Annotated in this window: 21 protein-coding genes and 3 pseudogenes; 10 read left to right on the top strand and 14 right to left on the bottom strand. The window is 67.8% G+C overall.

Annotation, left to right across the window (positions count from 1 at the left end; all coding sequences use genetic code 11):
* Positions 1–43: 43 nt before the first annotated feature.
* Positions 44–832 (bottom strand): (2Z,6E)-farnesyl diphosphate synthase, encoded by a 789-nt coding sequence (locus G6N24_RS03160; protein ID WP_085162181.1) that lies wholly within the window; start codon positions 830–832, stop codon positions 44–46.
* Positions 833–973: 141 nt separating this feature from the next.
* Between G6N24_RS03160 and trhA the strand changes: the two genes are divergently transcribed.
* Positions 974–1714, top strand: a complete 741-nt coding sequence (gene trhA / locus G6N24_RS03155; protein WP_085162180.1) for a PAQR family membrane homeostasis protein TrhA — start codon at positions 974–976, stop codon at positions 1712–1714.
* 68 nt (positions 1715–1782) lie between these two features.
* Here trhA and G6N24_RS03150 read toward each other — a convergent pair whose 3' ends face one another.
* From G6N24_RS03150 to mca, 3 genes are read right to left on the bottom strand one after another with little or no spacing between them, the layout of a single operon-like run.
* Complete coding sequence (locus tag G6N24_RS03150) at positions 1783–3813, bottom strand: thioredoxin domain-containing protein (RefSeq protein WP_085162189.1); 2031 nt, start codon at positions 3811–3813, stop codon at positions 1783–1785.
* A complete protein-coding gene (locus G6N24_RS03145; RefSeq protein WP_085162179.1) occupies positions 3800–4102 on the bottom strand; it encodes a hypothetical protein in 303 nt (100 codons plus the stop codon). The genes G6N24_RS03150 and G6N24_RS03145 overlap by 14 nt, the downstream gene beginning before the upstream one ends.
* Positions 4099–4971 (bottom strand): mycothiol conjugate amidase Mca, encoded by an 873-nt coding sequence (gene mca, locus G6N24_RS03140; protein WP_085162178.1) that lies wholly within the window; start codon positions 4969–4971, stop codon positions 4099–4101. The genes G6N24_RS03145 and mca overlap by 4 nt, the downstream gene beginning before the upstream one ends.
* Before the next feature lie 87 nt (positions 4972–5058).
* Between mca and G6N24_RS03135 the strand changes: the two are divergent.
* Both G6N24_RS03135 and greA read left to right on the top strand, forming a co-directional pair.
* Positions 5059–5494: pseudogene (locus tag G6N24_RS03135) on the top strand (DUF4307 domain-containing protein).
* 207 nt (positions 5495–5701) lie between these two features.
* The gene (gene greA / locus G6N24_RS03130; RefSeq protein ID WP_085162177.1) at positions 5702–6196 is read left to right on the top strand and encodes a transcription elongation factor GreA; all 495 of its coding nucleotides are present in this window, start codon (positions 5702–5704) and stop codon (positions 6194–6196) included.
* A gap of 73 nt (positions 6197–6269) precedes the next feature.
* Here greA and G6N24_RS03125 read toward each other — a convergent pair whose 3' ends face one another.
* The 4 genes from G6N24_RS03125 to G6N24_RS03110 all read right to left on the bottom strand — a co-directional run bounded on the left by G6N24_RS03125 (position 6270) and on the right by G6N24_RS03110 (position 10810).
* Positions 6270–7436, bottom strand: coding sequence for a cystathionine gamma-synthase (locus G6N24_RS03125; RefSeq protein ID WP_085162176.1), 1167 nt, complete (start codon positions 7434–7436; stop codon positions 6270–6272).
* A gap of 69 nt (positions 7437–7505) precedes the next feature.
* Complete coding sequence (locus tag G6N24_RS03120; RefSeq protein ID WP_085162175.1) at positions 7506–8198, bottom strand: RDD family protein; 693 nt, start codon at positions 8196–8198, stop codon at positions 7506–7508.
* Positions 8199–8296: 98 nt separating this feature from the next.
* Positions 8297–9691 (bottom strand): cystathionine beta-synthase, encoded by a 1395-nt coding sequence (locus tag G6N24_RS03115; protein ID WP_085162174.1) that lies wholly within the window; start codon positions 9689–9691, stop codon positions 8297–8299.
* 51 nt (positions 9692–9742) lie between these two features.
* On the bottom strand, positions 9743–10810 hold the full coding sequence (locus tag G6N24_RS03110; protein WP_085162173.1) for an alpha/beta hydrolase: 1068 nt from the start codon (positions 10808–10810) through the stop codon (positions 9743–9745).
* 242 nt (positions 10811–11052) lie between these two features.
* On the opposite strand from G6N24_RS03110, the gene G6N24_RS03105 reads away from it, so the two are divergent.
* Together G6N24_RS03105 and G6N24_RS03100 are read left to right on the top strand one after the other, a co-directional pair.
* The gene (locus tag G6N24_RS03105; RefSeq protein WP_139822543.1) at positions 11053–12012 is read left to right on the top strand and encodes an SGNH/GDSL hydrolase family protein; all 960 of its coding nucleotides are present in this window, start codon (positions 11053–11055) and stop codon (positions 12010–12012) included.
* A 61-nt stretch (positions 12013–12073) separates the two neighbouring features.
* A complete protein-coding gene (locus G6N24_RS03100; RefSeq protein WP_085162171.1) occupies positions 12074–13291 on the top strand; it encodes an acetyl-CoA C-acetyltransferase in 1218 nt (405 codons plus the stop codon).
* Between the two features lie 246 nt (positions 13292–13537).
* Here the strand turns inward: G6N24_RS03100 and G6N24_RS03095 are convergent, their stop codons facing one another.
* The 3 genes from G6N24_RS03095 to G6N24_RS03085 form a co-directional block, all read right to left on the bottom strand.
* A complete protein-coding gene (locus tag G6N24_RS03095) occupies positions 13538–14545 on the bottom strand; it encodes a transposase (RefSeq protein ID WP_163745396.1) in 1008 nt (335 codons plus the stop codon).
* Positions 14490–14951 (bottom strand): hypothetical protein, encoded by a 462-nt coding sequence (locus tag G6N24_RS03090; RefSeq protein WP_163745395.1) that lies wholly within the window; start codon positions 14949–14951, stop codon positions 14490–14492. The genes G6N24_RS03095 and G6N24_RS03090 overlap by 56 nt, the downstream gene beginning before the upstream one ends.
* Before the next feature lie 69 nt (positions 14952–15020).
* On the bottom strand, positions 15021–15860 hold the full coding sequence (locus tag G6N24_RS03085; RefSeq protein WP_085162904.1) for a Bax inhibitor-1/YccA family protein: 840 nt from the start codon (positions 15858–15860) through the stop codon (positions 15021–15023).
* 229 nt (positions 15861–16089) lie between these two features.
* On the opposite strand from G6N24_RS03085, the gene G6N24_RS03080 reads away from it, so the two are divergent.
* The 3 genes from G6N24_RS03080 to G6N24_RS03070 are packed head-to-tail and all read left to right on the top strand — an operon-like array spanning position 16090 to position 19679.
* Complete coding sequence (locus tag G6N24_RS03080) at positions 16090–17127, top strand: enoyl-CoA hydratase/isomerase family protein (protein ID WP_085162905.1); 1038 nt, start codon at positions 16090–16092, stop codon at positions 17125–17127.
* 12 nt (positions 17128–17139) lie between these two features.
* Positions 17140–17922, top strand: coding sequence for an enoyl-CoA hydratase (locus G6N24_RS03075; RefSeq protein ID WP_085162906.1), 783 nt, complete (start codon positions 17140–17142; stop codon positions 17920–17922).
* The gene (locus tag G6N24_RS03070) at positions 17919–19679 is read left to right on the top strand and encodes an alpha/beta hydrolase (protein ID WP_085162907.1); all 1761 of its coding nucleotides are present in this window, start codon (positions 17919–17921) and stop codon (positions 19677–19679) included. The genes G6N24_RS03075 and G6N24_RS03070 overlap by 4 nt, the downstream gene beginning before the upstream one ends.
* Positions 19680–19696: 17 nt before the next feature.
* Here G6N24_RS03070 and G6N24_RS03065 read toward each other — a convergent pair.
* Positions 19697–19795 (bottom strand): annotated as a pseudogene (locus G6N24_RS03065) (rhodanese-like domain-containing protein); the annotation flags it as partial.
* 172 nt (positions 19796–19967) lie between these two features.
* On the opposite strand from G6N24_RS03065, the pseudogene G6N24_RS03060 reads away from it, so the two are divergent.
* Positions 19968–21751 (top strand): annotated as a pseudogene (locus G6N24_RS03060) (IS1634 family transposase).
* Positions 21752–22292: 541 nt separating this feature from the next.
* Complete coding sequence (locus G6N24_RS03055; RefSeq protein WP_085161752.1) at positions 22293–24299, top strand: PE family protein; 2007 nt, start codon at positions 22293–22295, stop codon at positions 24297–24299.
* A gap of 23 nt (positions 24300–24322) precedes the next feature.
* On the opposite strand, the gene G6N24_RS03050 is transcribed toward G6N24_RS03055, so the two are convergent.
* A complete protein-coding gene (locus tag G6N24_RS03050) occupies positions 24323–24706 on the bottom strand; it encodes a rhodanese-like domain-containing protein (RefSeq protein WP_085161751.1) in 384 nt (127 codons plus the stop codon).
* Positions 24706–25257, bottom strand: a complete 552-nt coding sequence (locus G6N24_RS03045) for a cysteine dioxygenase (RefSeq protein ID WP_085161750.1) — start codon at positions 25255–25257, stop codon at positions 24706–24708. Before G6N24_RS03045 ends, G6N24_RS03050 begins: the two co-directional genes overlap by 1 nt.
* Between the last annotated feature and the right edge of the window lie 106 nt (positions 25258–25363).

Below are 25363 nucleotides of genomic sequence, written 5' to 3'. Positions count from 1 at the left end.
ACCCGCTGCGCCCGGCTTCGCCGCGCCTGCGATCGTCACGGGGTTATTTGCCGTATCGACGATGCCGCTGGCTGTAGTCGCGCAGCGCGCGCAGAAAATCGACCCGGCGGAATGCGGGCCAGTGCGCCTCGGTGAACCACATCTCCGAGTAGGCGCTCTGCCACAGCAGGAAACCGGACAGGCGTTGCTCGCCTGACGTGCGAATCACCAGATCGGGGTCGGGTTGCCCAGAGGTGTAAAGGTTTTCGGAGATGCCCTCGACGGTCACCGCTTCGATAAGCTCCTCCGCGGTCGCGCCGTTGGCGAATTCCTTGCTCAACAGTGCGCGCACCGCGTCCACGATCTCCCGGCGGCCGCCATACCCGACCGCGACGTTGACATGGAACGACGCGACGCCCGGCGTGGAATCCACTGCCTCGCGCAGCCGCCGGGCCGGTTCCTCTCCGAGCAGCCCCAAGTCGCCGACGGTGCGCACGCTCCAGCGGTTGGCCGGTGCGCAGATTTCCTCGACGACATCGGTGATGATCTCGATGAGTTGGGCCAATTCGTCGGGATCGCGCTGCAGGTTTTCCGTCGATAACAGGTAGACGGTGGTCATTTCGATGCCGGCTTCCTGGCACCACCGCAGCATCTCGGCGATCTTGGCGGCACCCATCCGGTAGCCGTAGCTGACGTCGTCGTAACCCGCGCTGCGTGCCCACCGCCGGTTGCCGTCGCACAGGACCGCAATGTGACGGGGAAGTTCGGATTTGGCGGCGGCCAGACCCTGCCGCAGGCGCAGCTCGTAAAGCCGATACAACGGCTCTTTGAGCCGCGGCGGGATGACCTCCACGAATATCCAGACTACTGTGGCGCGGAACAAATTCCGGTCCGCAATTCCGGCAAGCTCACGTCGAGTCACGCAGCCGTCTGATCGCCAACCCCGCTACCCTGATCGGTGACAACTGCGGGGAATCACAGCAGCATTGGGGAAATGAGCAGCCAGACCAGCACGCTCACCGGCGCAGGGCGCGAATCGCACGGGTTCGCGTCGTCCGACGCTGCCCACCAAATTCTCGAGGGCGTCACCCGTGTGCTGACCAAGCCTCGCTTTCGCGGCTGGATCCACGTCTACTCCGCCGGCACCGCAATCTTCGCGGGTGCGTCACTGGTCGCGGTCTCCTGGGCGGTCGCATCTACCCGTGCCGGGCTTGCGACGCTTGCCTACACGGCGGCCACCATCGTGATGTTCACCGTCAGCGCCACCTACCACCGCGTCCCCTGGAAATCCGCGACCGCCCACAGATGGATGAAGCGGGCGGATCATTCGATGATCTTCGTTTTCATCGCCGGCAGTTACACGCCGTTCGCGCTGCTGGCCCTGCCGGGCCACGACGGGCGGGTGGTGTTGTCGATCGTGTGGGGAGGCGCGCTGGCCGGGGTCCTGCTAAAGGTGTGCTGGCCGTCGGCGCCGCGCTGGCTGGGCGTGCCGCTATATCTGCTGTTGGGCTGGGTGGCCGTCTGGTATACCGCGACGATCCTGCACAACGCCGGGGTCACCGCGATGGTGCTGTTGTTCGTCGGCGGCGCGTTGTACAGCATCGGCGGCATTCTCTACGCGGTGCGCTGGCCCGACCCGTGGCCGTCGACGTTCGGCTACCACGAGTTCTTCCACGCCTGCACCGCGGTGGCCGCGATCTGCCACTACATCGCGATGTGGTTCGTGGTGTTCTGAGGCGCTCGATACCACCGACCACGAGAGTGAATTCTGCGACGCGACACGCGGAGAAGCCGTCGCGGGATTCACTTTCGACGCCCATCTGCGCCCAGGGCCGCCGCTAGTTCCGATGCCGAGGTGACCGGTAGGTCGCACACCCGTCCACGACACACGTAGGCGGCGTCGGCGCCCGCCACCCGGTCCCGGCCGATCAGCAGCGCCGACGAGTCCGCCGCGCCGCCGACGACGATCGCGCCACCGGGCGCCAGGCGGCGCGCGTCGGCCAGCAGCGGCGACTGCGGCGCCGCACAAGCGACCGCGATCTGCAGCGGCCCACGCACGGCGGATTCGGCGACGGCCAGCCAGTGTCCGGCCGAGCGCGGCGCGCGTGCCAGCAATACCGAATGCGCGCTCAGCGCCTCGGCCGCCGCCTGCCAGTACCGCTCGGCGCGGCCACCGTCGACCAGGTGGGCAGCCGTCAGCAGCGCCTCGGTGATCGACGACGCCCCCGACGGCGTCGCCCCGTCCAGCGGGTCGCCCGGCCGTAGCACGAGCCGCTCGGCATCGTCGGCGGTGTCGAACCAGTGGCCGGGGCGCTGCGGGTCGGCGAAGTGCTGCAGTGCGATGTCCAGCAGGTCGGTGGCCGCATTCAGCCAGGCCGCATCGGAGGTCAGCTGGTATAGCGCCAGCAGCCCGGTGGCCAGCATTGCATGGTCCTCCAGGACGCCGGCGCTGTCACCGACCGCCCCACCGAGGCTGCCCCGCCGCAGCCGCCCGTCGACGATATGTGAGCCCAGCAGCGCGGTCGCGCACAGCCGCGCGGCCCGGGCCAACTCGGGTTCCCCCAGGGCCACGCTGGCCTCGACGAGCGCGGTGATCGCCAGCCCGTTCCAGGCCGTGACCACCTTGTCATCGCGGCCCGGCTGTACCCTGGTCAGCCGGGCCGCCAACAGCTCGGCCCGGATTCGTTCCAGCCGTCGCGGGTCGTCCGGGTCACCGGGCAGCTGCAGGACCGAGGTCCCGTGTTCGAACGTTCCGGACCGGCTCACCCCGAAAACCTCTGCCGCCCAACGGCCGTCCTGATCGCCGAGCACCTCGGTCAGCTGCGCCGGTGTCCAGACGTAGGTCGAACCCTCGCGGCCGTCGGCGTCGGCATCCAGCGACGACGTGAACATGTCGGCCTCGGCCAGCTCGTCGAGCAGGAACCGCGCGGTCTGCGCAGCGACCCGGCGCGCCAGCGGGTCCCCGGTCCGCCGCGCCCAGTGCGCATAGGCACGCAGCAGCAACGCATTGTCGTACAGCATCTTCTCGAAATGCGGTATCACCCAGGCGTTGTCGACGCTGTACCGGGCGAAACCGCCCCCGAGTTGGTCGTAGATGCCGCCCCGGGCCATCGCGTGGGCGGTGCGTGACACCGCCTGCAGGGCCGCCGACGACCCGGTGCGCTCATAGTTGCGTAGCAGCGCCTCCAACAGCGCCGACGGCGGGAACTTGGGCGCGGTCCCGAAGCCTCCGTGCGCGGTGTCCTCGTCGCGCAGCACAGCCGCGACGGCACGATCACACAGCTCCGGCGACACCTCCGGGCCGCCGTTGGGCACCCCCGGGAAAGCCGAGGCCATCTTGCGCAACTCGCCGGCGATATGGTCCGACGCTTCCTCGACCTCACCGCGCCGGCCGCGCCAGGTGGACGAGACGGACGAAAGGAGTTGCAGGAAAGCGGCTTTGGGATAGTACGTGCCGCAGAAGAATGGCCGCCCGTCGGGCGTCAGGAAACACGTCATCGGCCAGCCGCCCTGCCCGGTGAGCGCGACGGTGGCGTTCATGTAGACCGCGTCGATGTCTGGCCGTTCCTCGCGGTCCACCTTGATGCAGACGAAGTCGGCGTTCATCGCCGCGGCCACCTCGTCGTCTTCGAACGATTCGTGGGCCATGACATGACACCAATGGCACGCGGCGTAGCCGACGGACAGCAGGATCGGTATGTCGCGCGCCGCCGCGTCGGCAAGCGCCTGCGGCGTCCACTGCTGCCAGTGCACCGGATTGTCGGCGTGCTGGCGCAGATACGGGCTGGTGGCCTGCGCGAGCGTGTTGGTCCCGGAGCGCTCAGCCGGGCTCATCGCCGGATCCCGGTGCTCGCGCGGAACCGCCGCGGTCCGCATCGGGCGGCTCCGCGGCGGGCCCGCCGACCGTGTCCGTGCCCTCGTCGGCAGCCTGATCGAGCTCGGGATGGTCGCGGTCGAACGATTTGGGGACCTTCTTGAGTTGGCGGTTCATCGACCGCAGCAGGAACAACGTGGCGATCACCAGCAACACCACGACCAGCAGCCCCACCGGGCTGGCCTTGCCGAAATCGGGTCCGGTGTTGCGGGGGCCGTCAGCAATCACGGTGAGCAGAAAGTGTGTCACCGGTCCGGCTCGATCCCAGCGAACAGGTCGGTCTCCGGCAGGCGCGGGCGGACGCGCGAACGCGCCAGCTCGAATTCTTCGGTAGGCCACAACCGCTGCTGCCATTCGAGCGGGGCGGCGAAGAATTCGGCGTTCGGGTCGATCTGGGTAGCGTGCGCCCGCAGCGCATCGTCGCGCTGACCGAAGTACTTCGAGCACTCCACGCGCGTCGTCACCCGGTCGGCGAACACGTCATGCTTCGGGTCCCAGAGCTCCAGCCATCTTTCGAAAGGCCCGTCCTGGCCGTGCCTGACGAACTCGTCGTGAAGCACCTGCATCCGCTGGCGCAGGAACCCGTGGATGAAGTACAGCTTGGACACCGTCCACGGCTCACCGGCGTCCGGGAAGCGGCAGTAATCGCCGGCCGCCTCGTAGGCAGCCAGCGACACCTGGTGGCAGCGAATGTGGTCGGGATGCGGGTATCCACCGTTCTCGTCGTACGTGGTCATCACGTGTGGCCGGAAGTCGCGCACGACACGGACCAGCGCCTCGGTGGACACGTCCAGCGGCACCTGCGCGAAGCAACCCTCGGGCAGCGGCGGCGGCATATCTCCCTTGGGCAGGCCAGAGTCGACGAAACCCAGCCAGGCGTGCTCCACCCCGAGGATTTCGGCCGCCTTCGCCATCTCGTCACGGCGGATTTCTGCGATGTGTCCATGCACGTCGGGCAGGTCCATCGCGGGGTTGAGGATCTCGCCGCGCTCACCCCCGGTCAGCGTCACCACCAGCACGCGATGACCCTCGTCGGCATAGCGTGCAAGAGTGGCGGCGCCCTTGCTGGACTCGTCGTCGGGGTGGGCGTGCACCGCCATCAACCGCAGTTCGCTCACGTGCCCCCTTGTCCATCCGCCGGTCGCCCCCGAGCCTATAAGGATTCCTATAATTCCAGTTCTCCGATACCCGCGTAGTCACCAGGCATGACCCAAGGTCCCATTCCGCGCCCCGAGTCCCGCTACGGGCGTGCGCGACTGTCGCCAACGTCGCGACGCCGTCTCGCCGTCGCCCTGGCTCTGCTAACGGCGGCGGCCGGCACCGTCATCGGCTAGCAACGGCTACCAACGGCTCGGCACCGGCAAAGTCGCGGGATCGCTCGCCGGCTATCGGGTGATCGACAACGAGACGGCATCCGTGGCGATCAGCGTGAGGCGGTCCGACCCGTCGCGGCCGGTGGACTGCATCGTGCGGGTTCGTTCGGGAGACGGCGGCGAAACGGGCAGGAGGGAGGTGCTGGTCCCGCCATCAAACCGGGCCACGGTGCAGGTCACGACGACACTCAAATCCGTCCGACCGCCGGTGATGGCGGACATCTACGGCTGCGGCACCGACGTGCCCGGCTACCTGCGCCCGGACTGACCACACAGCAAACCCCAACAGCGAATGTGGGAGTCACCGATCGTTTGCGCGGTGGTAACATTGATCAATGCACGGTCCTGCTGGGACCGTGTATTGCTGCATTAATGGCCGTGAGCCAAACGGAGCGGCAACACGCGGGGTGCGACCCGCATAATCCCGAAAGCGGGATCAAAAGCTTACGCGGATAGACACGAGGAGCGCGACGAGATGACGGATACTCACGTGACCTGGTTGACCCAGGAATCACATGACCGACTCAAGGCCGAGCTCGACCAGTTGATCGCTAATCGTCCGGTCATCGCCGCGGAAATCAACGACCGCCGCGAGGAGGGTGACCTGCGCGAGAACGGCGGGTATCACGCCGCCCGCGAGGAGCAGGGCCAGCAAGAGGCCCGCATCCGCCAGCTGCAGGACCTGCTCAACAACGCGAAGGTCGGCGAGGCGCCCAAACAGTCGGGCGTGGCGCTGCCCGGTTCGGTGGTGAAGGTCTACTACAACGGCGACAAGTCCGACACCGAGACGTTCCTGATTGCCACCCGCCAGGAGGGTATCCACGACGGCAAGCTCGAGGTCTACTCGCCGAACTCACCGCTGGGCGGTGCCCTGATCGACGCCAAGGTCGGTGAGACCCGCCGCTACACCGTGCCCAACGGCAATACTGTCGAAGTCACGTTGGTCAGCGCTGAGCCGTACCACTCCTGAGGTTGCCCGCGAGCAGTCGTAAAAGCACCCCAAAAGGGCCCTTTTGGGGTGCTTTTACGACTGCTCGCGCAACCTAACCCAGCGCCTGGCCGAGGTCGGCGAGCAGGTCCTCGACATCCTCGATACCGACCGACAGCCGCACCAGGTCGTCGGGCACCTCCAGCTGGGATCCGGCCGTCGAGGCGTGCGTCATGGCGGCCGGGTGCTCGATCAGCGACTCCACCCCGCCCAGCGACTCGGCCAGGATGAACACCCTGGTGTTGGCGCACAGCTCTTGGGCGGCTCGCCGCCCGCCACGCATCCGCACCGACACCATGCCGCCGAAGTCGCGCATCTGCCGCTCGGCGATCTCATGCCCGGGGTGTGTGGGCAGACCCGGATACAACACGGCGGTCACCGCGGCATGCCCGGCAAGGAATTCGGCTACGGCAGAAGCGTTTTCACTATGCCGTTGCATCCGCAGCGCCAGCGTCTTCAGGCCGCGCATCGCCAGGTAGGCGTCGAACGGGCCCGGCACCGCGCCGGCCCCGTTCTGCAGGAAGGCGAAGGCCGCGTCCAGCTCTTCGTCGTCGGTGACCAGCGCACCGCCCACCAGGTCGGAGTGGCCGCCGATGTACTTAGTGGTCGAGTGCAGCACCACATCGGCGCCAAGCGTCAACGGCCGCTGCAGCGCAGGCGAGGCAAAGGTGTTGTCCACCAACACCTTTGCCGAATTCACGGCGCCAATCTCGGCAATCGCCGCGATGTCGGCGATCGACAGCATCGGGTTGGTCGGCGTCTCCACCCAAACCAGCCGGGTGCGCGGTGTGATCGCCGCCCGGACCGCGTCCGGATCGGCCAGCGTCACCGGCGTGTACGACACACCCCACTGGGTGAACACCTTGTCGATCAGCCGGAAGGTGCCGCCGTAGGCGTCGTCGGGAATGACCACATGGTCCCCGGGTCGCAGCATCGCCCGCAGCGCGCAGTCGGCCGCGGCCATCCCCGAACTGAACGCCCGGCAGAAAGCACCCTCTTCGACGGCAGCCAGCGAGGACTCCAAGGCGGCCCGGGTCGGGTTGGCGGTGCGCGCATATTCGAATCCGCCCCGCAGAACGCCGACACCGTCTTGGGCGAACGTGCTGCTGGCATAGATCGGAGCGTTGACGGCTCCGGTCGCCGGGTCTGGGGGGTAGCCGGCGTGAATGGCTTTTGTTGCTAGCCCGGCGATTTCGTGGTGTCGTTCGCGGTCATCGCTCATCGATGACCCACCCTAGTAGCGGACGTCACCCCGGCCGCACATTCGCGGCCGGGGTGACGCACGCCCGCATCAGAGCGGGAGGCAAACCGTCGTCATGATCTTGTCCGCCAGGGTCTGCCGCTTGGCATCCCACAACGGGAACAGAAAACCGATGTAGCAGATGATCGCGTCGACGAAGTGCGCCAGCTGACGAACCACAGACATACCGAAACCCAACGGCTGCCCGGTGGTTTCGCTGACTACCTTGAACTTCAAGATCGACTTGCCAATGCTCGATCCGGTGGTTCCCTGGCGATAACCCCAGTTCCAGACCCCGTAGACCAGGATCACCAGAGACGCCAGCCCCTGCGCCAACACACCGATAATCGAGTCCTGAGTAGCGCAGTACTGGCTGATGTCGTACTGACCGACGTTGGTGACGCACGACGACTGCTGGGTGACCAACGCGATCACCCACCCGATGCCGTAGACGACAACGATCGGGGCACTGTCGATCAGCGCGGCCAGTACACGAGTGATCCACGGCGTGTAGGACTCCGTCGGCAGCGCACGGATCGCCGGTCCGGGTGGCGGCGGCGCGTAGCCACCAGCCGACGGGGGAGGCGGCGGCGGGTAGCCACCCTCGGGCGGCGGAGGCGGTGGAGGCGGCGGGTACGAACCGCCGCTGGGCGCGGAAGGAGGAGGCGGCGGCTCGGACCCACCGGAAGGCCCAGGAGGCGGGGGTGGTGGGTAGGACCCGCCGGGGGGCGGCTGATCGGTCATGGGCAACAGCCTTCCACTCGGGATTAGCTTTGGGCGGCCCTACAGTACCTGAGGTCGGGTTCCGCGAAGCCGCCGGGCGAAGGCCAGCTCGATGACCGCTACCGTCGCCCCGCCCCCTCCGACAGAAATCCCAGCAAGTCGTAGCGAGTAATGACCCCGACCGGTTTGCCTCCCTCGACCACCATCAACGCGTCCCAGTCGCGCAACGCCTTGCCGGCCGAGCTGACCAACTCGCCGGCGCCGATCATCCGCAGCGGCGGGCTCATATGCTCCGAGACGGCGTCGGCCAGCTTGGCACGTCCCTCGAAGACGGCCGAGAGCAGTTCGCGTTCCGAGACGCTGCCGGCGACCTCGCCCGCCATCACTGGCGGCTCGGCGCCGACGACGGGCATCTGCGACACCCCGTACTCGCGCAGAATGCCGATGGCATCGCGCACCGTCTCCGACGGATGGGTGTGCACCAGGTCGGGCAGCGCACCGGACTTACGGCGCAGCACGTCGCCGACGGTGGCTTGCTCGGTCGACCCGTCGAGGCGGCTGCGCAGGAACCCGTACGACGACATCCACGCGTCGTTGAAGATCTTCGACATGTAGCCGCGCCCGCCGTCGGGCAACAACACGACGACCAGCGCGTCGGGCCCGGCTTCCTCGGCGACCTTCAGCGCGGCCACCACGGCCATCCCACACGACCCGCCGACCAGCAACGCCTCTTCCCGGGCGAGCCGCCTGGTCATATCGAACGAATCGGAGTCAGACACCGCGATGATCTCGTCGGGCACGGTCGGGTCGTAGGCCGCCGGCCAAAAATCCTCGCCAACGCCCTCGACCAGATACGGCCGGCCGGTGCCACCGGAATACACCGACCCCTCCGGGTCGGCGCCGACGATGCGTACCCGTCCCGCCGAGACCTCCTTGAGGTAGCGGCCCGCGCCGGTGATCGTGCCGCCGGTCCCGATGCCTGCGACGAAATGGGTGACCTTGCCGTCGGTGTCGGACCAGATCTCCGGGCCGGTGGTCGCGTAGTGGCTCGCCGGCCCTTCCGGGTTGGCGTACTGGTCGGGCTTCCAGGCACCCTCGATCTCCGCGACCAGCCGGTTGGAAACGCTGTAGTAGCTGTCGGGGTTGTCGGGCGGCACCGCCGTCGGGCACACGACTACCTCGGCGCCGTAGGCGCGCAGCACATTTCGCTTGTCCTCGCTGACCTTGTCGGGGCAGACGAACACGCACCGGTAGCCGCGGTGTTGTGCGACCAGAGCCAGACCGACGCCGGTGTTGCCCGATGTGGGTTCGACGATGGTGCCGCCCGGCTTCAGTTGACCGCTGGCCTCGGCGGCGTCGATCATCTTCACCGCGATCCGGTCCTTGGAACTGCCCCCCGGGTTGAGATATTCGATCTTTGCCGCCACGATGCCGGCACCGTGGGGGACGACGGAGTTCAAGCGAACCAGCGGCGTGCCGCCGATGAGGTCACTGATGTGCTGCGCGATCCGCATCCGTCAATCGTCTCAGGCGATTTCGGCCGGCGCACACCGGCCGGCCCGGCTCTAGCCGGTGGCCTCCCGGATGTACTCCCCGATCTGGCGCAACGAACGGATCGCTTCGGGCAGCATCGGCGCGGCGAGCTGGAAGTCGTGCACCTGGCCCGGCCAGACGCGCACCTCGGCCGGCACGCCCGCCGCCGCCAGCTTGGCCGCGGCCAACCGTGCATCGTGCAGCAGCACCTCGGAGCCGGACACGTGAATCAGGGTCCGCGGCAGGCCCGGACGAATGTGCTCCAGGGGCTCGTAGAGCTCTTCGGGCTCGCCGTCGACATGGTTCCTCGCGGCGGCTCCAGCAACCAAAGCGACGAGCGCATCGAACGCCCGCGCCGGAAACATCGCGTCGGTCTTGATGTTGGGGTGGGCCTGCTTGCTCTCCTTTGCTAGCTGCAGCAGTGGCGAGATCGCTACCAAGGCGGCTGGTTCTTCGCCGTGCTGCTGCAACCGCTGCGCCAAACTGAGCGCGAGGTAGCCACCCGCGGAGTCGCCCGCCAGCACGATCTGCTCCGGCTCGTAGCCACGCGACCGCAGCCATCGGTACGCATCGTGACAATCGTCGAGCGCCATCCCGACCGTGTGCTTGGGCACCAGCCGATAATCGGCCACGAGAATCGGCGAGTCAGCAAACTTTGACAGCATGTCGGCGAGCCTGCCATGCGAGTTTGCCCCACAGGTCAGGAATGCGCCGCCGTGGAAGTAGAGAACCACCCGCCGGCTGCCGTCCGCGGGGAGCACCCCGGCGGCACGGATCAACTGGGCCGAGGAATTAGGCAAGCTCACCGTCTGCCGGATGGCACCCGAGACCGGGGTCATAACCCGAGACGCGAAATCGATGAGACCCCATGGGTACGGCAGGTGAGGAGCGTAGCTACCGACGGCCAAAACGGGCCGGATCGTCACTCGTGACGCCAGTGCAGCTACCCGCGCAACAACACTTGGACCGGACTCGACAACCTCGACCGGCGCGCCATCGCTGATCGCAAACCTGCGTGCTGCAAGTCTACGTGCCTTCAGCACGTCCCGTGGGCGAATCGCATCACGAGGCGAACCGGATACCCAACTAGGTGCCGTCATGCTTAACACTTCCTACGCCTTTGTAGTCCGATACAGCATGTGACGAAGTAGCTGAGCGTCTGGTTCACCCGATCCCCCAGGCATCCAGCCAACCACGCGAACTTAGCTTGACAGCTTAATTCGGGACCCGTGGCCAAAGAGTCTGATTCGATATCACAATTGATCCACACCGTAATCGCGTCCTTCGTCAGCCGCCCACGCAAACAGCGAAGCCGATCTAAACTGATGGTGTGACCATTCGGGTGCCACGGCGTTCGACCATCGCCCTGGCCGCAGCGGGCGCGCTCGCCTCGACGGGCACGGCCTATGTGGGCGCACGCAATCTGCTGGTGGGCCAGGCGACCCAGGTGCGCACCGTCATCCCGAAGTCCTGGGACGCCCCGCCCCGCGCCGATGGCGTCTATACCCGCGGCGGCGTGCCCGTGCAGCGGTGGCGACGTGGCATGCCCGTCGACATGCACCTGATGGTCTTCGGTGACTCCACGGCGACCGGATACGGCTGCCAAAGTGCCGAGGAGGTGCCGGGCGTGCTGATCGCGCGCGGACTCGCCGAGCAGACCGGCAAGCGGGTGCGGCTGAGCACCAAGGCCATCGTCGGCGCCACCTCGAAAGGCGTGTGCGGCCAAGTCGACGCGATGTTCGTGGCCGGGCCGCCGCCGGACGCCGCGGTGATCATGATCGGCGCCAACGACATCACGGCGCTCAACGGCATCGGCCCGTCAGCGCGTCGGCTGGAATCGGTGGTGCGCAGGTTGCGGGCCCGCGGCGCGGCCGTGGTCGTTGGCACCTGTCCCGATTTCGGGGTCATCACCGCCATCCCCCAGCCGCTGCGGTACCTGGCACGCGCACGCGCCAAGCGGCTTGCCCGCGCCCAGGCCACCGCCGTCAAGGCCGCCGGCGGTGTGCCGGTGCCGCTGGCGCATCTGTTGGCCGCCCAGTTCCGAGCCGCACCCGAGCTGATGTTCTCCGCCGACCGTTACCACCCCTCGGCGACCGCGTACGCGCTGGCGGCCGAACAACTGCTCGCCGGTCTGCGCGATGCGCTGGGCGAAAAGGTCGGCGGCCCAGCGCTTCACGCGCCGCCACCGGCTGACGATCGTGGCCGGCCGCGACCAAGGATCATGTCGCGGCTGTGGCGACATCCCACACCCTCCCCTGCCGGGGCCCAAGCCGTGCCCGCCGGCGGATCGCGACTAGATTGATCTAGTCGGGCGGGGGCGGGTGGACCACCCGCTTCCGGCGAACCCTATGGAGGGAGCAGTCATGCCGGAAGCTGTCATCGTCTCAGCCGCGCGCTCGCCGATCGGCCGCGCAATGAAGGGGTCGCTGGTCAGCATGCGGCCCGACGATCTCGCCGCCCAAATGGTCCGCGCCGCACTGGACAAGGTGCCGGCGCTGAACCCGCACCAGATCGACGATCTGATCTTGGGCTGCGGCCTGCCGGGCGGCGAGTCCGGCTTCAACATGGCGCGCGTCGTGGCCGTCGCGCTCGGCTATGACTTCATGCCCGGCACCACGGTCAACCGGTACTGTTCGTCGTCGCTGCAGACCACGCGCATGGCCTTCCACGCGATCAAGGCCGGCGAGGGCGACGCGTTCATCTCCGCGGGCGTGGAGACCGTCTCCCGATTCGGCAAAGGCAACTCCGACTCATGGCCGGACACCAAGAACCCGCTGTTCGACGAGGCCCAGGAACGCTCGGCCGCGGCGGCCGCGGGCGCCGACGAATGGCACGACCCCCGCGCCGACGACAAGCTGCCCGACGTCTACATCGCGATGGGCCAGACCGCCGAGAACGTCGCCATCATCACCGGCATCAGCCGCGAAGACCAGGACCGCTGGGGGGTGCGCAGCCAGAATCGGGCCGAGGAGGCGATCAAGAGCGGCTTCTTCGGGCGCGAGATCACCCCGGTCACCCTGCCGGACGGCACCACGGTCAGCGCCGACGACGGGCCACGACCGGGGACCACCTACGAGAAGGTCGCCGAGCTCAAACCCGTGTTCCGGCCGAATGGAACGGTGACCGCGGGCAACGCGTGCCCGCTCAACGACGGGGCCGCCGCGCTGGTGATCACCAGCGATACCAAGGCCAAGGAACTGGGCCTGACGCCGTTGGCCCGCATTGTGTCCACCGGGGTCAGTGGCCTCTCACCGGAGATCATGGGCCTCGGCCCGATCGAGGCCTGCAAGAAGGCGCTGTCGAATGCCCGCATGTCGATCGCTGACATCGACCTGTTCGAGATCAACGAGGCCTTCGCCGTGCAGGTCCTGGGTTCGGCCCGGGAGCTGGGCATCGACGAGGACAAGCTGAACGTGTCGGGCGGAGCGATCGCCCTGGGCCACCCGTTCGGCATGACCGGCGCGCGCATCGCCACCACGCTGCTGAACAACCTGCAGACCTACGACAAGACGTTCGGCCTGGAGACCATGTGTGTCGGCGGCGGTCAGGGCATGGCGATGGTGATCGAACGGCTCAGCTAGCTACCGCGAGCAGTCGCAAAGGCCCCCGACACCAACGTAAGGGGTTTTTGTCAAGGGGTTGGGGGGCCTGCCCGTTCCTCGTCTCTACGTAGCGATCAACCGGGGTTCGTGATGCCCCGACAGCGTGCAATCGAGTTCGGTGAGGAATGGGCGGGGCCTGCTCATGGTGTCGGTCGAGGTGGTCCTCTACGCCGAGTGGAGCTTGGCCCCAACCTATTTCATTCGGTTGGTTCGGGGTGGGTGAGGTTAGGCAGCTGCGGGCAGCTCGGTGGGGCCGGCGATGGCGGCGTCCCAGGTCACCCGGCGGGTGACGATGGTATGTATCCAGCGCAGCAGCGCGGCCGCGATAGCGGCTCGGGCTTGCCCGTCTTTGAGCGGATTGCGCTCTCGGCTGGTCAAATGCCGGTAGCGGGCGGCCATTACCGGGTTATTCGGCAGGGCGCCCCACACGGCGCGCCAGGCCGCCAGCCGCAGCCGGGGCCGGCCCCGCCCGGAGATCCGCGACCGGCCCGTCATGGTGCCGCTGGCGTTCTCCCGCGGGCACAGCCCGGCGTGTTTGACCAGCGCGCGCGGGCTATCGAAGCGGGTGGGGTCGCCGGTTTCAGCCAGGATGGCGGCCGCCCCCAGTGCCGAGACGCCGGGGATGCTGCTGACCAGCTCGGTCAACCCGAGTTCATCGAGGATGGCGACCATGTGGGTCTCCACCTCGGCCAAGCGGGTCTTGGTGGCGCGCCAATCGGCCAGCACCCACTTGGCGCGCTGCAGCGCACCCAGGCGCTGCGCCAATACCCCGGCCGGATCGGTCAGCGCGGTAAAGACCGCGGTCAGGATGCGCCGCCGGGGCCCCCGCCTTCCCCCCCAGCGCGCGAACTCCCGGCGTACCGCCTGCTCAAACCGCGTCGGGCCGAGCCGGGCCAGCCGCTGCGGGCGGCCATCACAACGCTCCAGCACCACCGCCAGTGCCGCACACCAGGTGATCGAGTCAAACGGGTCGGCGGCCGCGGTCAGCACCGCCGGCCAGGCGCACTCCAGCAGATCGCGCAGCTGCTGGATGGCCGCGGTGGCTGTGGTGATCAGCCGGTCCCGATAGGCGCCCAACTGGCGCAGCTGCGCCCAGCTTTCGTCGGCACGCTCGGGGACATAGCAGTCCAGCTGGGCCACCAGCCGCGCGATCAGCACCGCATCCTTGTGATCGGTCTTATCTCGGGTGTAGTCCTCGGTCTCGCGGGCCCGCCCAACCAGCAGCGGCTGCACACACCAACGCCATATCCTGTTGGGCAGCAAGCTGATCCAGCACCCGCCAGCGATGCCCGGTCGGTTCACAACCCACCGTCACATCAGCGAAACCATGCTTGCGCGCCTCCTGGCGCGCCCACGCCAGTACCGGGCCCAGCCGCCACGCCTTGGCTTTCACCGTGCGACGGGCCAGCACCCGCGAATCATGATCGCAGAGCACCACCGCCTGCTTCTCATCGGCCAAATCGATCGCCAAAATCGCGTTGCTGGCCGGCACCAATTCCCGCAACCGAGCCAACCTGGCATTGCGCCGCTTGTCACCGCGCGACAGACCACTACCCTGAACCATGACGCCCTCCTGGATGTATTGGGATTCCAAGCCCGTCAACGACACCAGGAGGGCGTCCTTCTGATCAACATTCATCGGCATAGCTCTCTTACTACGCCGTGCGTGCGGGGGCCTTTGCGACTGCTCGCGGGCCTAATCGCGCCGCTAGTCGTTCTGTAGATAACTGAGCAGACGCAGGATCTCGATGTAGAGCCACACCAGCGTCACGGTCAGCGCGAGGGCGATACCCCATGCCGCCCGCTCGGGCGCTCCGGCCCGGATCATCTGATCCGCGGCGTCGAAGTCGATCAAGAAGCTGAACGCCGCGATACCAATGCACACCAGCGAGAAGATGATGCCGATGGGTCCGGGGCTACGCAGACCCAAGCCCTCACCGCCGCCGACGTTGAACATCGCCAGCACGAAGTTGCCGAGCATCAGGAAGAGCACGCCGAACATGGCGGCGACCAGCATGCGGGTGAACTTGGGCGTGACCCGGATGGCCCCGGTCTTGTAGACGACGAGCATGCCGAAGAACACGCCGAGCGTGCCCAGGATGGCCTCGCCGATGAGCACACCGGCATTGGCCGATGACACCGAGAAGTTGGCCAACACGAACGAGATGGCACCCAGGAACAGGCCCTCCAGCGCGGCGTAGCTGAGCACGATCGCCGGGCTGTCCTGCTTGCGCCCTAAGGTGGCGATCAGCACCAGCGCCAGGCCGCCGAGCGCGCCGATCATGGTCAGCGGCATCGCCAACGCGAGGTTCGATGCCACCAGGAAGTAGGAGACCACGGCGGTGGCCGACAACATGGCAAGCGTTATGCCGGTCTTGGTGACGACGTCGTCGATGGTCAGCGGGCGGGAAACCTTGGCTTCCCGGTAGGGAGCCAGGTAGGGGTCGGCTTGGTACCCCTGCATCTGCGACACGCCAGTGCCGAATTGCGCGTATCCGCCCCTCTGCTTGGGCAGCGAACGAAATACCGGGTTGCTTGTCTCCCGCACCGTCGGATCCTCTCTTGTGGCTCTAAACCTACGGCTACAGCTGCGAGCTGCGCGAACACAGACTCAACGATCAATGGCCCCGCCCGGGTTCCCAGCGGAGCTGGGCGTTTTCTGGGTTATCGATAACCATAGACGTTAGCCCCGCGGCCACCGCTGAGCGAGTCACGATCTAGATTGCTGGTCAAACTCTTGGACAACTGGCGACGGGTTCTGGCGAGGGAGACTGGGCGTGACTGGAGACTCCGATGAGGTCTTGACCAGCGTCGATCGCGGCGTAGGCGTTGTGACCCTCAACCGTCCCAAGGCAATCAACTCGCTGACTCAAACGATGGTCGACCGGCTGAGCACCATCCTGGACCGCTGGGAACGCGACGACGGGGTGCACACGGTGGTGCTCTCCGGCGCCGGGGAACGCGGATTGTGCGCCGGCGGGGATGTGGTGGCCGTCTACCACAGCGCCCGCAAGGACGGCGTCGACGCGCGGCGGTTCTGGCGCGCCGAGTACCAGCTCAACGGCCAGATCGGCCGGTTCGCCAAGCCGTACGTGGCGCTCATGGACGGCATCGTGATGGGCGGCGGCGTCGGCGTCAGCGCCCACGGAAACACCCGGGTGGTCACCGACACCGCCAAGGTCGCGATGCCCGAGGTCGGCATCGGCTTCATCCCCGACGTCGGCGGGGTGTACTTGCTGTCCCGGGCTCCCGGCGAGCTGGGTCTGCACGCCGCGCTTACCGGAGCGCCGTTTTCCGGCGCCGACGCCATCGCGATGGGATTCGCCGACCACTACGTGCCGCACAGCGAGCTCGACGCGTTCACCCAAGCGGTCCTCGCCGACGGCGTCGAACGCGCACTGGCCGGCCACGCCATCGAACCTCCCCCGAGTGATCTTGCCGCACAACGCGATTGGGTTGACGAGTGCTATTCGGGTGACACTGTCGCCGATATCATCGCCGCGCTGCGGGCGCATGGCGCCGGACCGGCCACCGACGCCGCCGACCTGATCGCCACCCGCTCCCCCATCTCGCTGTCGGTGACGTTGGAGGCGGTGCGTCGCGCCGCCAAGCTGGAATCGCTGGAAGACGTTCTGACCCAGGACTATCGGGTGTCGTCCGCGTCGGTGCGCTCGCACGATCTGGTGGAGGGGATCCGCGCGCAACTGATCGACAAGGATCGCAAACCGCAATGGCGCCCCGCGACACTGGCCGAGGTCACGGTGGACGACGTCGAGGCATATTTCGAGCCGGTCGACGACGACTTGACTTTCTAGAAAGGTGGTCTGGTGACCGACAACAAGTACGAAACCATCCTCGTCGAGCGCGATCACCGCGTCGGCATCATCACGCTGAACCGGCCCAAGGCGCTGAACGCGCTCAACAGCCAGGTGATGAACGAAGTCACCAGCGCCGCAACCGAAATGGACGATGACCCGGATATCGGCGCGATCATCATCACCGGTTCGGCGAAGGCGTTCGCCGCCGGCGCCGACATCAAGGAAATGGCGGGTCTGACGTTCGCCGACGCGTTCGGCTCCGACTTCTTCGCCACCTGGGGCAAACTGGCCGCCGTGCGCACGCCGACGATCGCCGCGGTGGCCGGGCACGCGCTTGGCGGGGGCTGCGAGCTGGCGATGATGTGCGACCTGCTGATCGCCGCCGACACGGCCACATTCGGTCAGCCGGAGATCAAGCTCGGCGTGTTGCCCGGCATGGGCGGCTCGCAGCGCCTGACCAGGGCGATCGGCAAGGCCAAGGCGATGGATCTCATCCTGACGGGACGCACCATCGACGCCGTCGAGGCGGAACGAAGCGGCCTGGTGTCGCGAGTGGTGCCGGCCGACGACTTGATCAGCGAGGCCATGGCGGTCGCCACCACCATTTCGCAGATGTCGCTGTCGGCCGCCCGCATGGCCAAGGAAGCCGTCAACCGGGCGTTCGAATCCACGCTGTCCGAAGGCCTTCTCTACGAGCGCCGGCTTTTCCATTCGACTTTCGCCACCGAAGACCAGTCCGAAGGAATGGCCGCATTCATCGAGAAGCGCCCGCCCAACTTCACCCACCGATGAGCGAACAGGGCGCCGGGACCACCACCGACGAACGGCTTGCGGACATCGGGGAATCCACCGAGGCTGAAACCGGCCCCAAGGCCCCCGGACCCACGCCGGCCCGCAGCGTGTGGTGGATTCGCCACTACACCTTTACCGGCACCACATTCGGCCTGATTTTCCTGTGGCTTTCGATGACGCCGTCACTGCTGCCGCGCGGCCCGCTGTTCCAGGGACTGGTCAGCGGCATCTCCGGCGCAATCGGCTATGGCCTGGGCGTGTTCACCGTCTGGCTGGTCCGCTACATGCGCTCGCAGAATTCCAGCCCCCCGCCGCCGCGCTGGGCGTGGCTGCCCCTCATCGGGGTCGGCGCGGTCGGCATGGTCCTCATGGCGATCTGGTTCCACCTCTGGCAGGACGACGTCCGCGACCTGATGGGCGTCGAACACCTTGAGTGGTATGACTACCCGCTGGCCGGCGCCGTGTCGCTGGTCGTGCTGTTCACATTGGTCGAAATCGGCCAGTTCATCCGCTGGCTGGTCGGCTTTTTGGTGGGGCAGGTGGACCGGATCGCGCCGTTCCGCCTTTCGGCGACCATCGTGGTGGTCCTGCTTGTGGTGCTGAGTATCACCCTGCTCAACGGTGTCGTGCTGAAGTTCGCGATGCACTCGATGAACAGCACCTTCGCCTCTGTCAACGACGAAATGACCCCCGACACGGCGCCGCCGAAGACCCCGCTGCGATCGGGTGGCCCGCAGTCGCTGGTGTCGTGGGAGTCGCTGGGCCATCAGGGCCGAATCTTCGTCGAGGCCGGCCCCACCGTCGCCGAACTGACCGCGTTCAACGGAACCCCGGCCGTCGAGCCGATCCGCGCCTACGCCGGGCTGTTCTCCGCGGACGGAATCACGGCGACCGCGGAGCTGGCCGCGCGCGAATTGCAGCGGACCGGCGGACTGCAACGAGCCGTCGTCGCGGTCGCCACCACCACCGGCACCGGATGGATCAACGAAGCGGAAGCCGACGCGCTGGAGTACATGTACAACGGCAACACCGCGATCGTGAGCATGCAGTATTCGTATCTGCCCAGCTGGCTGTCGTTCTTGGTGGACAAGGAGAACGCCCGGCACGCCGGTCAGGCACTGTTCGAGGCGGTCGACAGGCTGATCCGGCAAATGCCGGAATTTCAGCGTCCCAAGCTCGTCGTGTTCGGCGAGAGCCTGGGATCGTTCGGCGGCGAGGCGCCGTTCATGAGCCTCAACAACGTCCTCGCCCGTACCGACGGCGCGTTGTTCAGCGGACCGACGTTCAACAACACCATCTGGACCGACCTGACCGCTACCCGCGACGCCGGTTCGCCGGAGTGGCTGCCCATCTACCACGACGGCCACAACGTCCGGTTCGTCGCCCGCCCAAGCGATCTGCGGCGGCCGGACGCCTCGTGGGGCAGACCGCGGGTGGTCTACCTGCAGCACGCCTCCGACCCGGTCGCCTGGTGGACCCCCGACCTGCTGTTCAGCAAACCGGACTGGCTGCGGGAAAACCGGGGCTACGACGTCCTACCGCAGACCCGCTGGATCCCGGTGGTGACCTTCCTGCAAGTCACTGCCGACATGGCGGTGGCCGTCCAGGTGCCGCCCGGGCACGGTCACCACTACGTCGCCGATGCCGCCGACGCCTGGGCCGCGGTGCTGTCACCGCCGGGTTGGACACCGGAGAAGACCGAGAGGCTGCGCCCGCTGCTGCATTCCGACGCGAAGCCCATGGGCCCGTCAGGCTAGGCCGCGTTCGAGCGGACCTAACCGCTGAGCTCGGCCACCACGCCCGCCGCGGCCAGCGCCTGGTAGCCGCCGACAACATCGGTCGCGCGATGCAGACTCAGGTCCAGCGCAATTGCCCATCATTGGACAATGAACGAAGGCGAATGTCTAATCCGAAGTTCCGACCGCTGGTACTCGAGGATTGTGTAGCCGACCTGGGAAATCAGTAGAATCACAGTTGGCGAGTGTAGCCACGAATATGGTGTGTCGTTACGACGTTGTGTGATGAGAATGCGTTAGGATAACGGCGTGGCGGCATACTCAGGTTCGATGCACGTAGCCCGGAATCTGCGTGGATACGTGACGAAGTCAGGCGAGCAACGTCTCTACGAGACGATCCTGCTGCGCCGCTCGTTCCGCGACGGGGGCAAGGTGCGCCACCAAACTCTGGCGAACCTGTCCAAGCTCCCGCCGGAGGCGATCGCCGCCATCGAGGCGACGCTTAAGGGGCACACGCTCGTGGCGGCCGGCAGCGAGTTCAGCAAGACGCGGTCGCTGCCGCACGGTGATGTCGCAGCGGTGGCGGCGATGGCGGGCAAGCTCAAGCTGGCCGCACTGCTAGGCCCGCCATGCCGGGCCCGCGACATTGCTGTCGCGTTGATCATCTCGCGGGTGGTGCGGCCAAAATCGAAGCTATCCACCCTGGGCTGGTGGTCTGATACCACCCTCGGGGTCGACCTGGGTGTGGCCGACGCATCCACCGATGAGATCTACGCGGCGATGGACTGGCTTGTCAGCCGCCAGGAGACGATCGAAAAGAAGCTGGCCGCAAAGCATCTCGCGGAGTCGGTGAACCCGGGCCGGATGGCGTTGTTCGACCTGAGTTCCTCGTGGGTGACCGGGCGCTGCTGCGAGCTGGCCGCACACGGCTATTCCCGCGACGGCAAGAAAGGGTGCCAGCAGATCGAATACGGTGTGCTCACCGACCCCGACGGGCGCCCGGTCGCGGTGCGGGTGTTCGCGGGCAACACCAGCGACCCGAGCGCGTTCACCCAGATCGTTGAGGTGATCAAAGACAAGCTCGCCATCCAGCGGCTGATCCTGGTCGGTGACCGCGGCATGATCACCGGCGCGCGCATCGACAAGCTGCGCGAACTCAACGACACCCCCGACGACGCAGCGTGTTTCGACTGGATCACCGCGCTGCGCGCCCCGTCGATCGCCAAACTCGCTCGCGACGACGGGCCGCTGCAGATGAGCCTGTTCGACCAGCAAGACCTCGCCGAGATCACCCACCCCGACTACCCCGGCGAACGGCTGATCGCCTGCCGCAACCCAGCACTGGCCGCCGAACGCGCCCGCAAGCGCCAAGACCTGCTGGCCGCCACCGACAAGGAGCTGGCCCACATCGCCGAACGCGTCACCAAGGGCACCCTGTCCGGCGCCGACAAGATCGGCATCGAGGTCGGTAGGGTCAGCGGAAAATTCAAGGTGGGCAAACACTTCCACCTCACCATCACCGACACCGCCTTCACCTACCACCGCGACCAGGCCGCCATCGACGCCGAAGCGGCCCTCGACGGCATCTATGTCCTGCGCACTAGCGTCGACGCCCAGGCCCTCGACCCCGCCGCCATAGTCGAAAGCTACAAGAAACTCGCCAACGTCGAACGCGACTTCCGCATCATCAAATCCGACGACCTCGACCTGCGGCCCATCCACCACCGCCTCCAAGACCGGGTCAAAGCCCACATGCTCATCTGCATGCTCGCCTGCTACCTCACCTGGCATCTACGCAAGGCCTGGGCACCGTTGACCTTCACCGACCAAGCACCCCACAACGGGACAACCCCGTAGCCCCCGCACGCCGCTCCGCCACCGCCCAAGCCAAGGCCTCCACCAAACACGATGACGACGGCAACCCGGTCGGCAGCTTCCGCGACCTGCTCACACACCTGGGCACCCTCACCCGCGACCGGATCCGCTACCACGACACCGACATCGAAATCGACAAGCTCACCGACCCCACCCCCCACCAGCGCCGCGCCTTCGACCTTATCGAGGCCCCCATCCCACTGACCATCGCCGCGTAGCCACAACAACCACCCACCAAAACCAACAAACCCCCAGGTCAAACCGCGGATTCGCCTATCAGAACAGCCTTAACTTCGGTCTAATGATTGGACATCAATGGCGCTGATCGAGAGTATGCCAAGGGTGAATGTCAAATTATTCGACATTCACCTTCACGCATCGATCGTTACGACCAATCCGAACATCCGCCCCGAAGCCCAATTCAGCGCTGCCAATTTGTCCGATTAGGCCGGTGCGGCGGCTTGTCGCAGGCCGCGGCGAGGACCGTCGCCATAGTGGCCCTGGACTGTCTTCTAGCGCCATCTGGCAGTGCGAAGTTACCTGTCGGACATCATCTTTCGCGATCCTGTCCGTGCGGTCCAACCATGCGCGGCGCGGTTGACGGGACTGGCGACGATGAAAGTCGGCCGGTTCAAAGAGTTCACAAACAATTCGCATGGAACGACAAAACAATGTCGGGAATCTGCCCAAAAGCACGGCGATCCGGTGTTATGGGGCTAACATCGCCTCTGGTATCGCCAATCGCAACAAAGGGGCCTCGTGTCGTTTGTACTGGTATCTCCGTCGCAGTTGATGGCCGCATCGGCTGATCTGGCTGGTATTGGGTCTGCGATCGGCGCGGCCAACGCGGCCGCCCTGACCCCGACAGCGGCGCTGGCCGCAGCCGGGGGCGATGAAGTCTCAGCAGCGATCGCGGCACTGTTTTCCACCCACGCCCTGGACTATCAAAAGCTCAGCGCGCAGGCCGCACTGTTTCATGAGCAGTTCGTACAGGCGTTGACCGCTGCTGCGGGATCGTATGCCAGCGCCGAGGCAACCAACGTCGAGCAGCAGGTGCTGGGCGCGATCAATGCCCCCACCCAGGCCCTGTTCGGGCGCCCGCTGATCGGCAACGGCGCCGACGGGACCGCGGCCAATCCCAACGGTGGCGCCGGTGGGTTGTTATACGGCAACGGCGGCAACGGCTTCTCGCAAACCACCGCCGGACTGGCCGGGGGTGCCGGCGGGTCGGCCGGGCTGATCGGCAATGGCGGTAACGGTGGCGCTGGCGGGGCCGGCGCGGCCGGCGGCGCGGGCGGCAACGGTGGGTGGCTTTACGGCAGCGGCGGCAACGGCGGGGCCGGCGGTGCTGGGGCCGCGGGTGCGGCCAATGTTGCCGGCGGCATCGGCGGGGCCGGGGGATCGACCGGATTGTTCGGCAACGGTGGGGCCGGCGGTGTCGGCGGCGACGGCGGACAAGGCGGCAACGGCGTCGGCAACGGCGCCGGCGGCGCCAAGGGCGGCGCCGGCGGCGCCGGCGGCGCGGGCGGCAACGGCGGCTGGATCTACGGCCAAGGCGGCGCCGGTGGTGACGGCGGAACCGGCGGCGCCGGCGGGACCGGCGCCGCCGCCACTTCCTTCGGCCTACCCGGTGCGGCCGGCGGCAATGGCGGCGCCGGCGGGCAAGGCGGCAACGGCGGGTCGGCCGGCTGGCTATTCGGCAGCGGCGGCGACGCCGGCAACGGTGGCGGCGGCGGCAACGCCGGGGCTGGCGGCAACGCTTTCACTGGCGGCGGCGCCGGTGGTGCCGGCGGGACCGGCGGCACCGCCGGTGGCGGCGGAAACGGCGGCCAAGGCGCCTTGCTGTTCGGCCACGGCGGCAACGCTGGCAACGGCGGTGACGGCGGCAACGGGGCAGCCGGCGGCGTCGGCGGCGACAATTTCCCTGGCACTGGCGGTAAGGGTGGCACCGGTGGCGCCGGTGGCGACGCTGGAGCCGGCGGCAACGGCGGCGGCGGTGGCCTGCTGTACGGCAACGGCGGCAACGGCGGCAACGGCGGCAACGGCGGCGCCGGCAACCTCGGCGGCAAGGGCGGCCAGGGAACATTCCCCGACGGAAACGGAGGGAGCGGTGGCGTTGGTGGTGTCGGCGGCAACGCCGGCGACGGCGGCAACGGCGGGTCATCCGGCTGGCTGTCGGGCAGCGGCGGCCACGGCGGCGGCGGCGGCAACGCCGGCGCCGGCGGCAACGGCGGCGGCGGCGGCGACAGCAACAATCTCGGCACCGCTCCCGGTGGTGGCGGCGCCGGCGGTGACACCGGCAACGCCGGCAACGGCGGCGGCGGCGGATCGGCCGGAAGGCTAATCGGCGACGGCGGCACCGGCGGCGCCGGTGGAATCGGCAGCATCGGCGGGGCCGGCGGCAGCGGCGGCACCAACACCGCGACCGGGTTCCAAGCTGCCGGCGGTAACGGCGGCAACGGCCACGCGGGAGGTAGCGGCGGCAACGGCGGCGGCGCCGGCCTGCTCGGCAGCGGCGGCGACGGCGGAACCGGCGGCAACGGCAGCCAAGGCGGCCTGGGCGCGCCCGTCGGTGGCACCGACGGCAACGGCGGCAACGGCGGCGACGGCGGAACCGGCGGCGACGCCCAATTGATCGGCGATGGCGGCAACGGCGGCGACGGTGGAACCGGCGGCGCCGGCCAGGCCTCCGGGCTCGACGGCGCCGGGGGCGCCGGCGGAAGCGGCGGACTGATCTTCGGCAACTCCGGCACCACCGGGCAATGACCGGCCGGTAACGCCGAGCGAGACTACCGGCTCAGCTCGGCCAGCACGCCCGCCGCGGCCAGCGCGTGGTAGCCGCCGACAACATCGGTCGCGCGATGCAGACCCAGGTCCAGCAGCGCGGCCGCGGCCAGGCTGGAGGTGTAGCCCTGCGAGCACACGATCACCCACTCGACGTCGTCGCCGACGGCCTGCGGCAGCCGCGCGTCGCTGGTCGGGTCGCAGCGCCATTCCAGCACGTTGCGTTCGATCACCAGCGCACCCGGCACCTCGCCTTCGCGGGCGCGTTGGGCCGCGGGCCGGATGTCGACAAGCACCGCGCCGCGCCGCAGCGCCTCGGGCACCTGGCGGGCGAGAAGGCGGCGGTAGCGGCCTCGGGCGGCGTCCAGCACCCCGTCGATGCGGCTCATCACGGGCCCTCGGGTTGGTCGGTCAATTCGGTGCGCCGGCGGCGCAGCCTGTTGCGCTCGGTGACCTCGTAGTACGACATCGCGGTCAGCGGCGGGGAATAGGCGTGCACGCTCAGGGTCGGTTCCACGGGTCCGGCGATCACGGCGGGCCGGGGCGCCCACACCACGTCGTGCACCCAGCCCAGCGGGAACCCGGCCTGATCGCCGGCATCGAGCCGGCGGCGCCGCAGCCGCCGGCCGTCCCAACGGAATTCGTTGAGCGACCCGGACAGCACGGTCAGCGCACCGAGCGATCCGCCGTGGTCGTGCAATTCGGTGGCGTGGCCGGGAACCCAGCTGATCAGCCAGACGTCCAGTTCGTCGTCACCATGGATGCGGGTGAACCAACGCTCGGTCGTCGGGAGCCCGCCCTCGGGCAGCAGGTGGTCGCGGCGCCCGCTGAGCACCTCGTCGGCGGCTTGGTCGGTGGCGTGTAGCAGGTCGGGCACCCGCAGCCGCGTGGGCCCAGCAGCAGGGGCTGCGATGGTGGGCGTGACAAGAGGCAGAGCCATGAGAGAACTCCAGGGGTGGAACGGATCGGGCAGGCGGCGGGTTAGGGCCGGCAACACTCGCAAAATCCGAAGCGCTCCATCACGCCCGACAGTGTCGCATAGATTG

The sequence above is a fragment of the Mycobacterium lacus genome (genome assembly GCF_010731535.1).
In the GTDB taxonomy this organism is placed as follows: domain Bacteria; phylum Actinomycetota; class Actinomycetes; order Mycobacteriales; family Mycobacteriaceae; genus Mycobacterium; species Mycobacterium lacus.
This window is presented reverse-complemented; position numbering and strand designations above follow the sequence as displayed.

Excerpts from the sequence above, each read along its gene's own strand:
- G6N24_RS03120 (WP_085162175.1), bottom strand. The coding sequence starts at position 8,198 with ATGACCGATCAGCCGCCCCCCGGCGGGTCCTACCCACCACCCCCGCCT.
- G6N24_RS03090 (WP_163745395.1), bottom strand. The coding sequence starts at position 14,951 with ATGAATGTTGATCAGAAGGACGCCCTCCTGGTGTCGTTGACGGGCTTG.
- G6N24_RS03045 (WP_085161750.1), bottom strand. The coding sequence starts at position 25,257 with ATGGCTCTGCCTCTTGTCACGCCCACCATCGCAGCCCCTGCTGCTGGG.
- G6N24_RS03125 (WP_085162176.1), bottom strand. The coding sequence starts at position 7,436 with ATGAGCGATGACCGCGAACGACACCACGAAATCGCCGGGCTAGCAACA.
- greA (WP_085162177.1), top strand. The coding sequence starts at position 5,702 with ATGACGGATACTCACGTGACCTGGTTGACCCAGGAATCACATGACCGA.
- trhA (WP_085162180.1), top strand. The coding sequence starts at position 974 with ATGAGCAGCCAGACCAGCACGCTCACCGGCGCAGGGCGCGAATCGCAC.
- G6N24_RS03115 (WP_085162174.1), bottom strand. The coding sequence starts at position 9,691 with ATGCGGATCGCGCAGCACATCAGTGACCTCATCGGCGGCACGCCGCTG.
- G6N24_RS03050 (WP_085161751.1), bottom strand. The coding sequence starts at position 24,706 with ATGAGCCGCATCGACGGGGTGCTGGACGCCGCCCGAGGCCGCTACCGC.
- G6N24_RS03150 (WP_085162189.1), bottom strand. The coding sequence starts at position 3,813 with ATGAGCCCGGCTGAGCGCTCCGGGACCAACACGCTCGCGCAGGCCACC.
- G6N24_RS03100 (WP_085162171.1), top strand. The coding sequence starts at position 12,074 with ATGCCGGAAGCTGTCATCGTCTCAGCCGCGCGCTCGCCGATCGGCCGC.
- G6N24_RS03110 (WP_085162173.1), bottom strand. The coding sequence starts at position 10,810 with ATGACGGCACCTAGTTGGGTATCCGGTTCGCCTCGTGATGCGATTCGC.
- G6N24_RS03070 (WP_085162907.1), top strand. The coding sequence starts at position 17,919 with ATGAGCGAACAGGGCGCCGGGACCACCACCGACGAACGGCTTGCGGAC.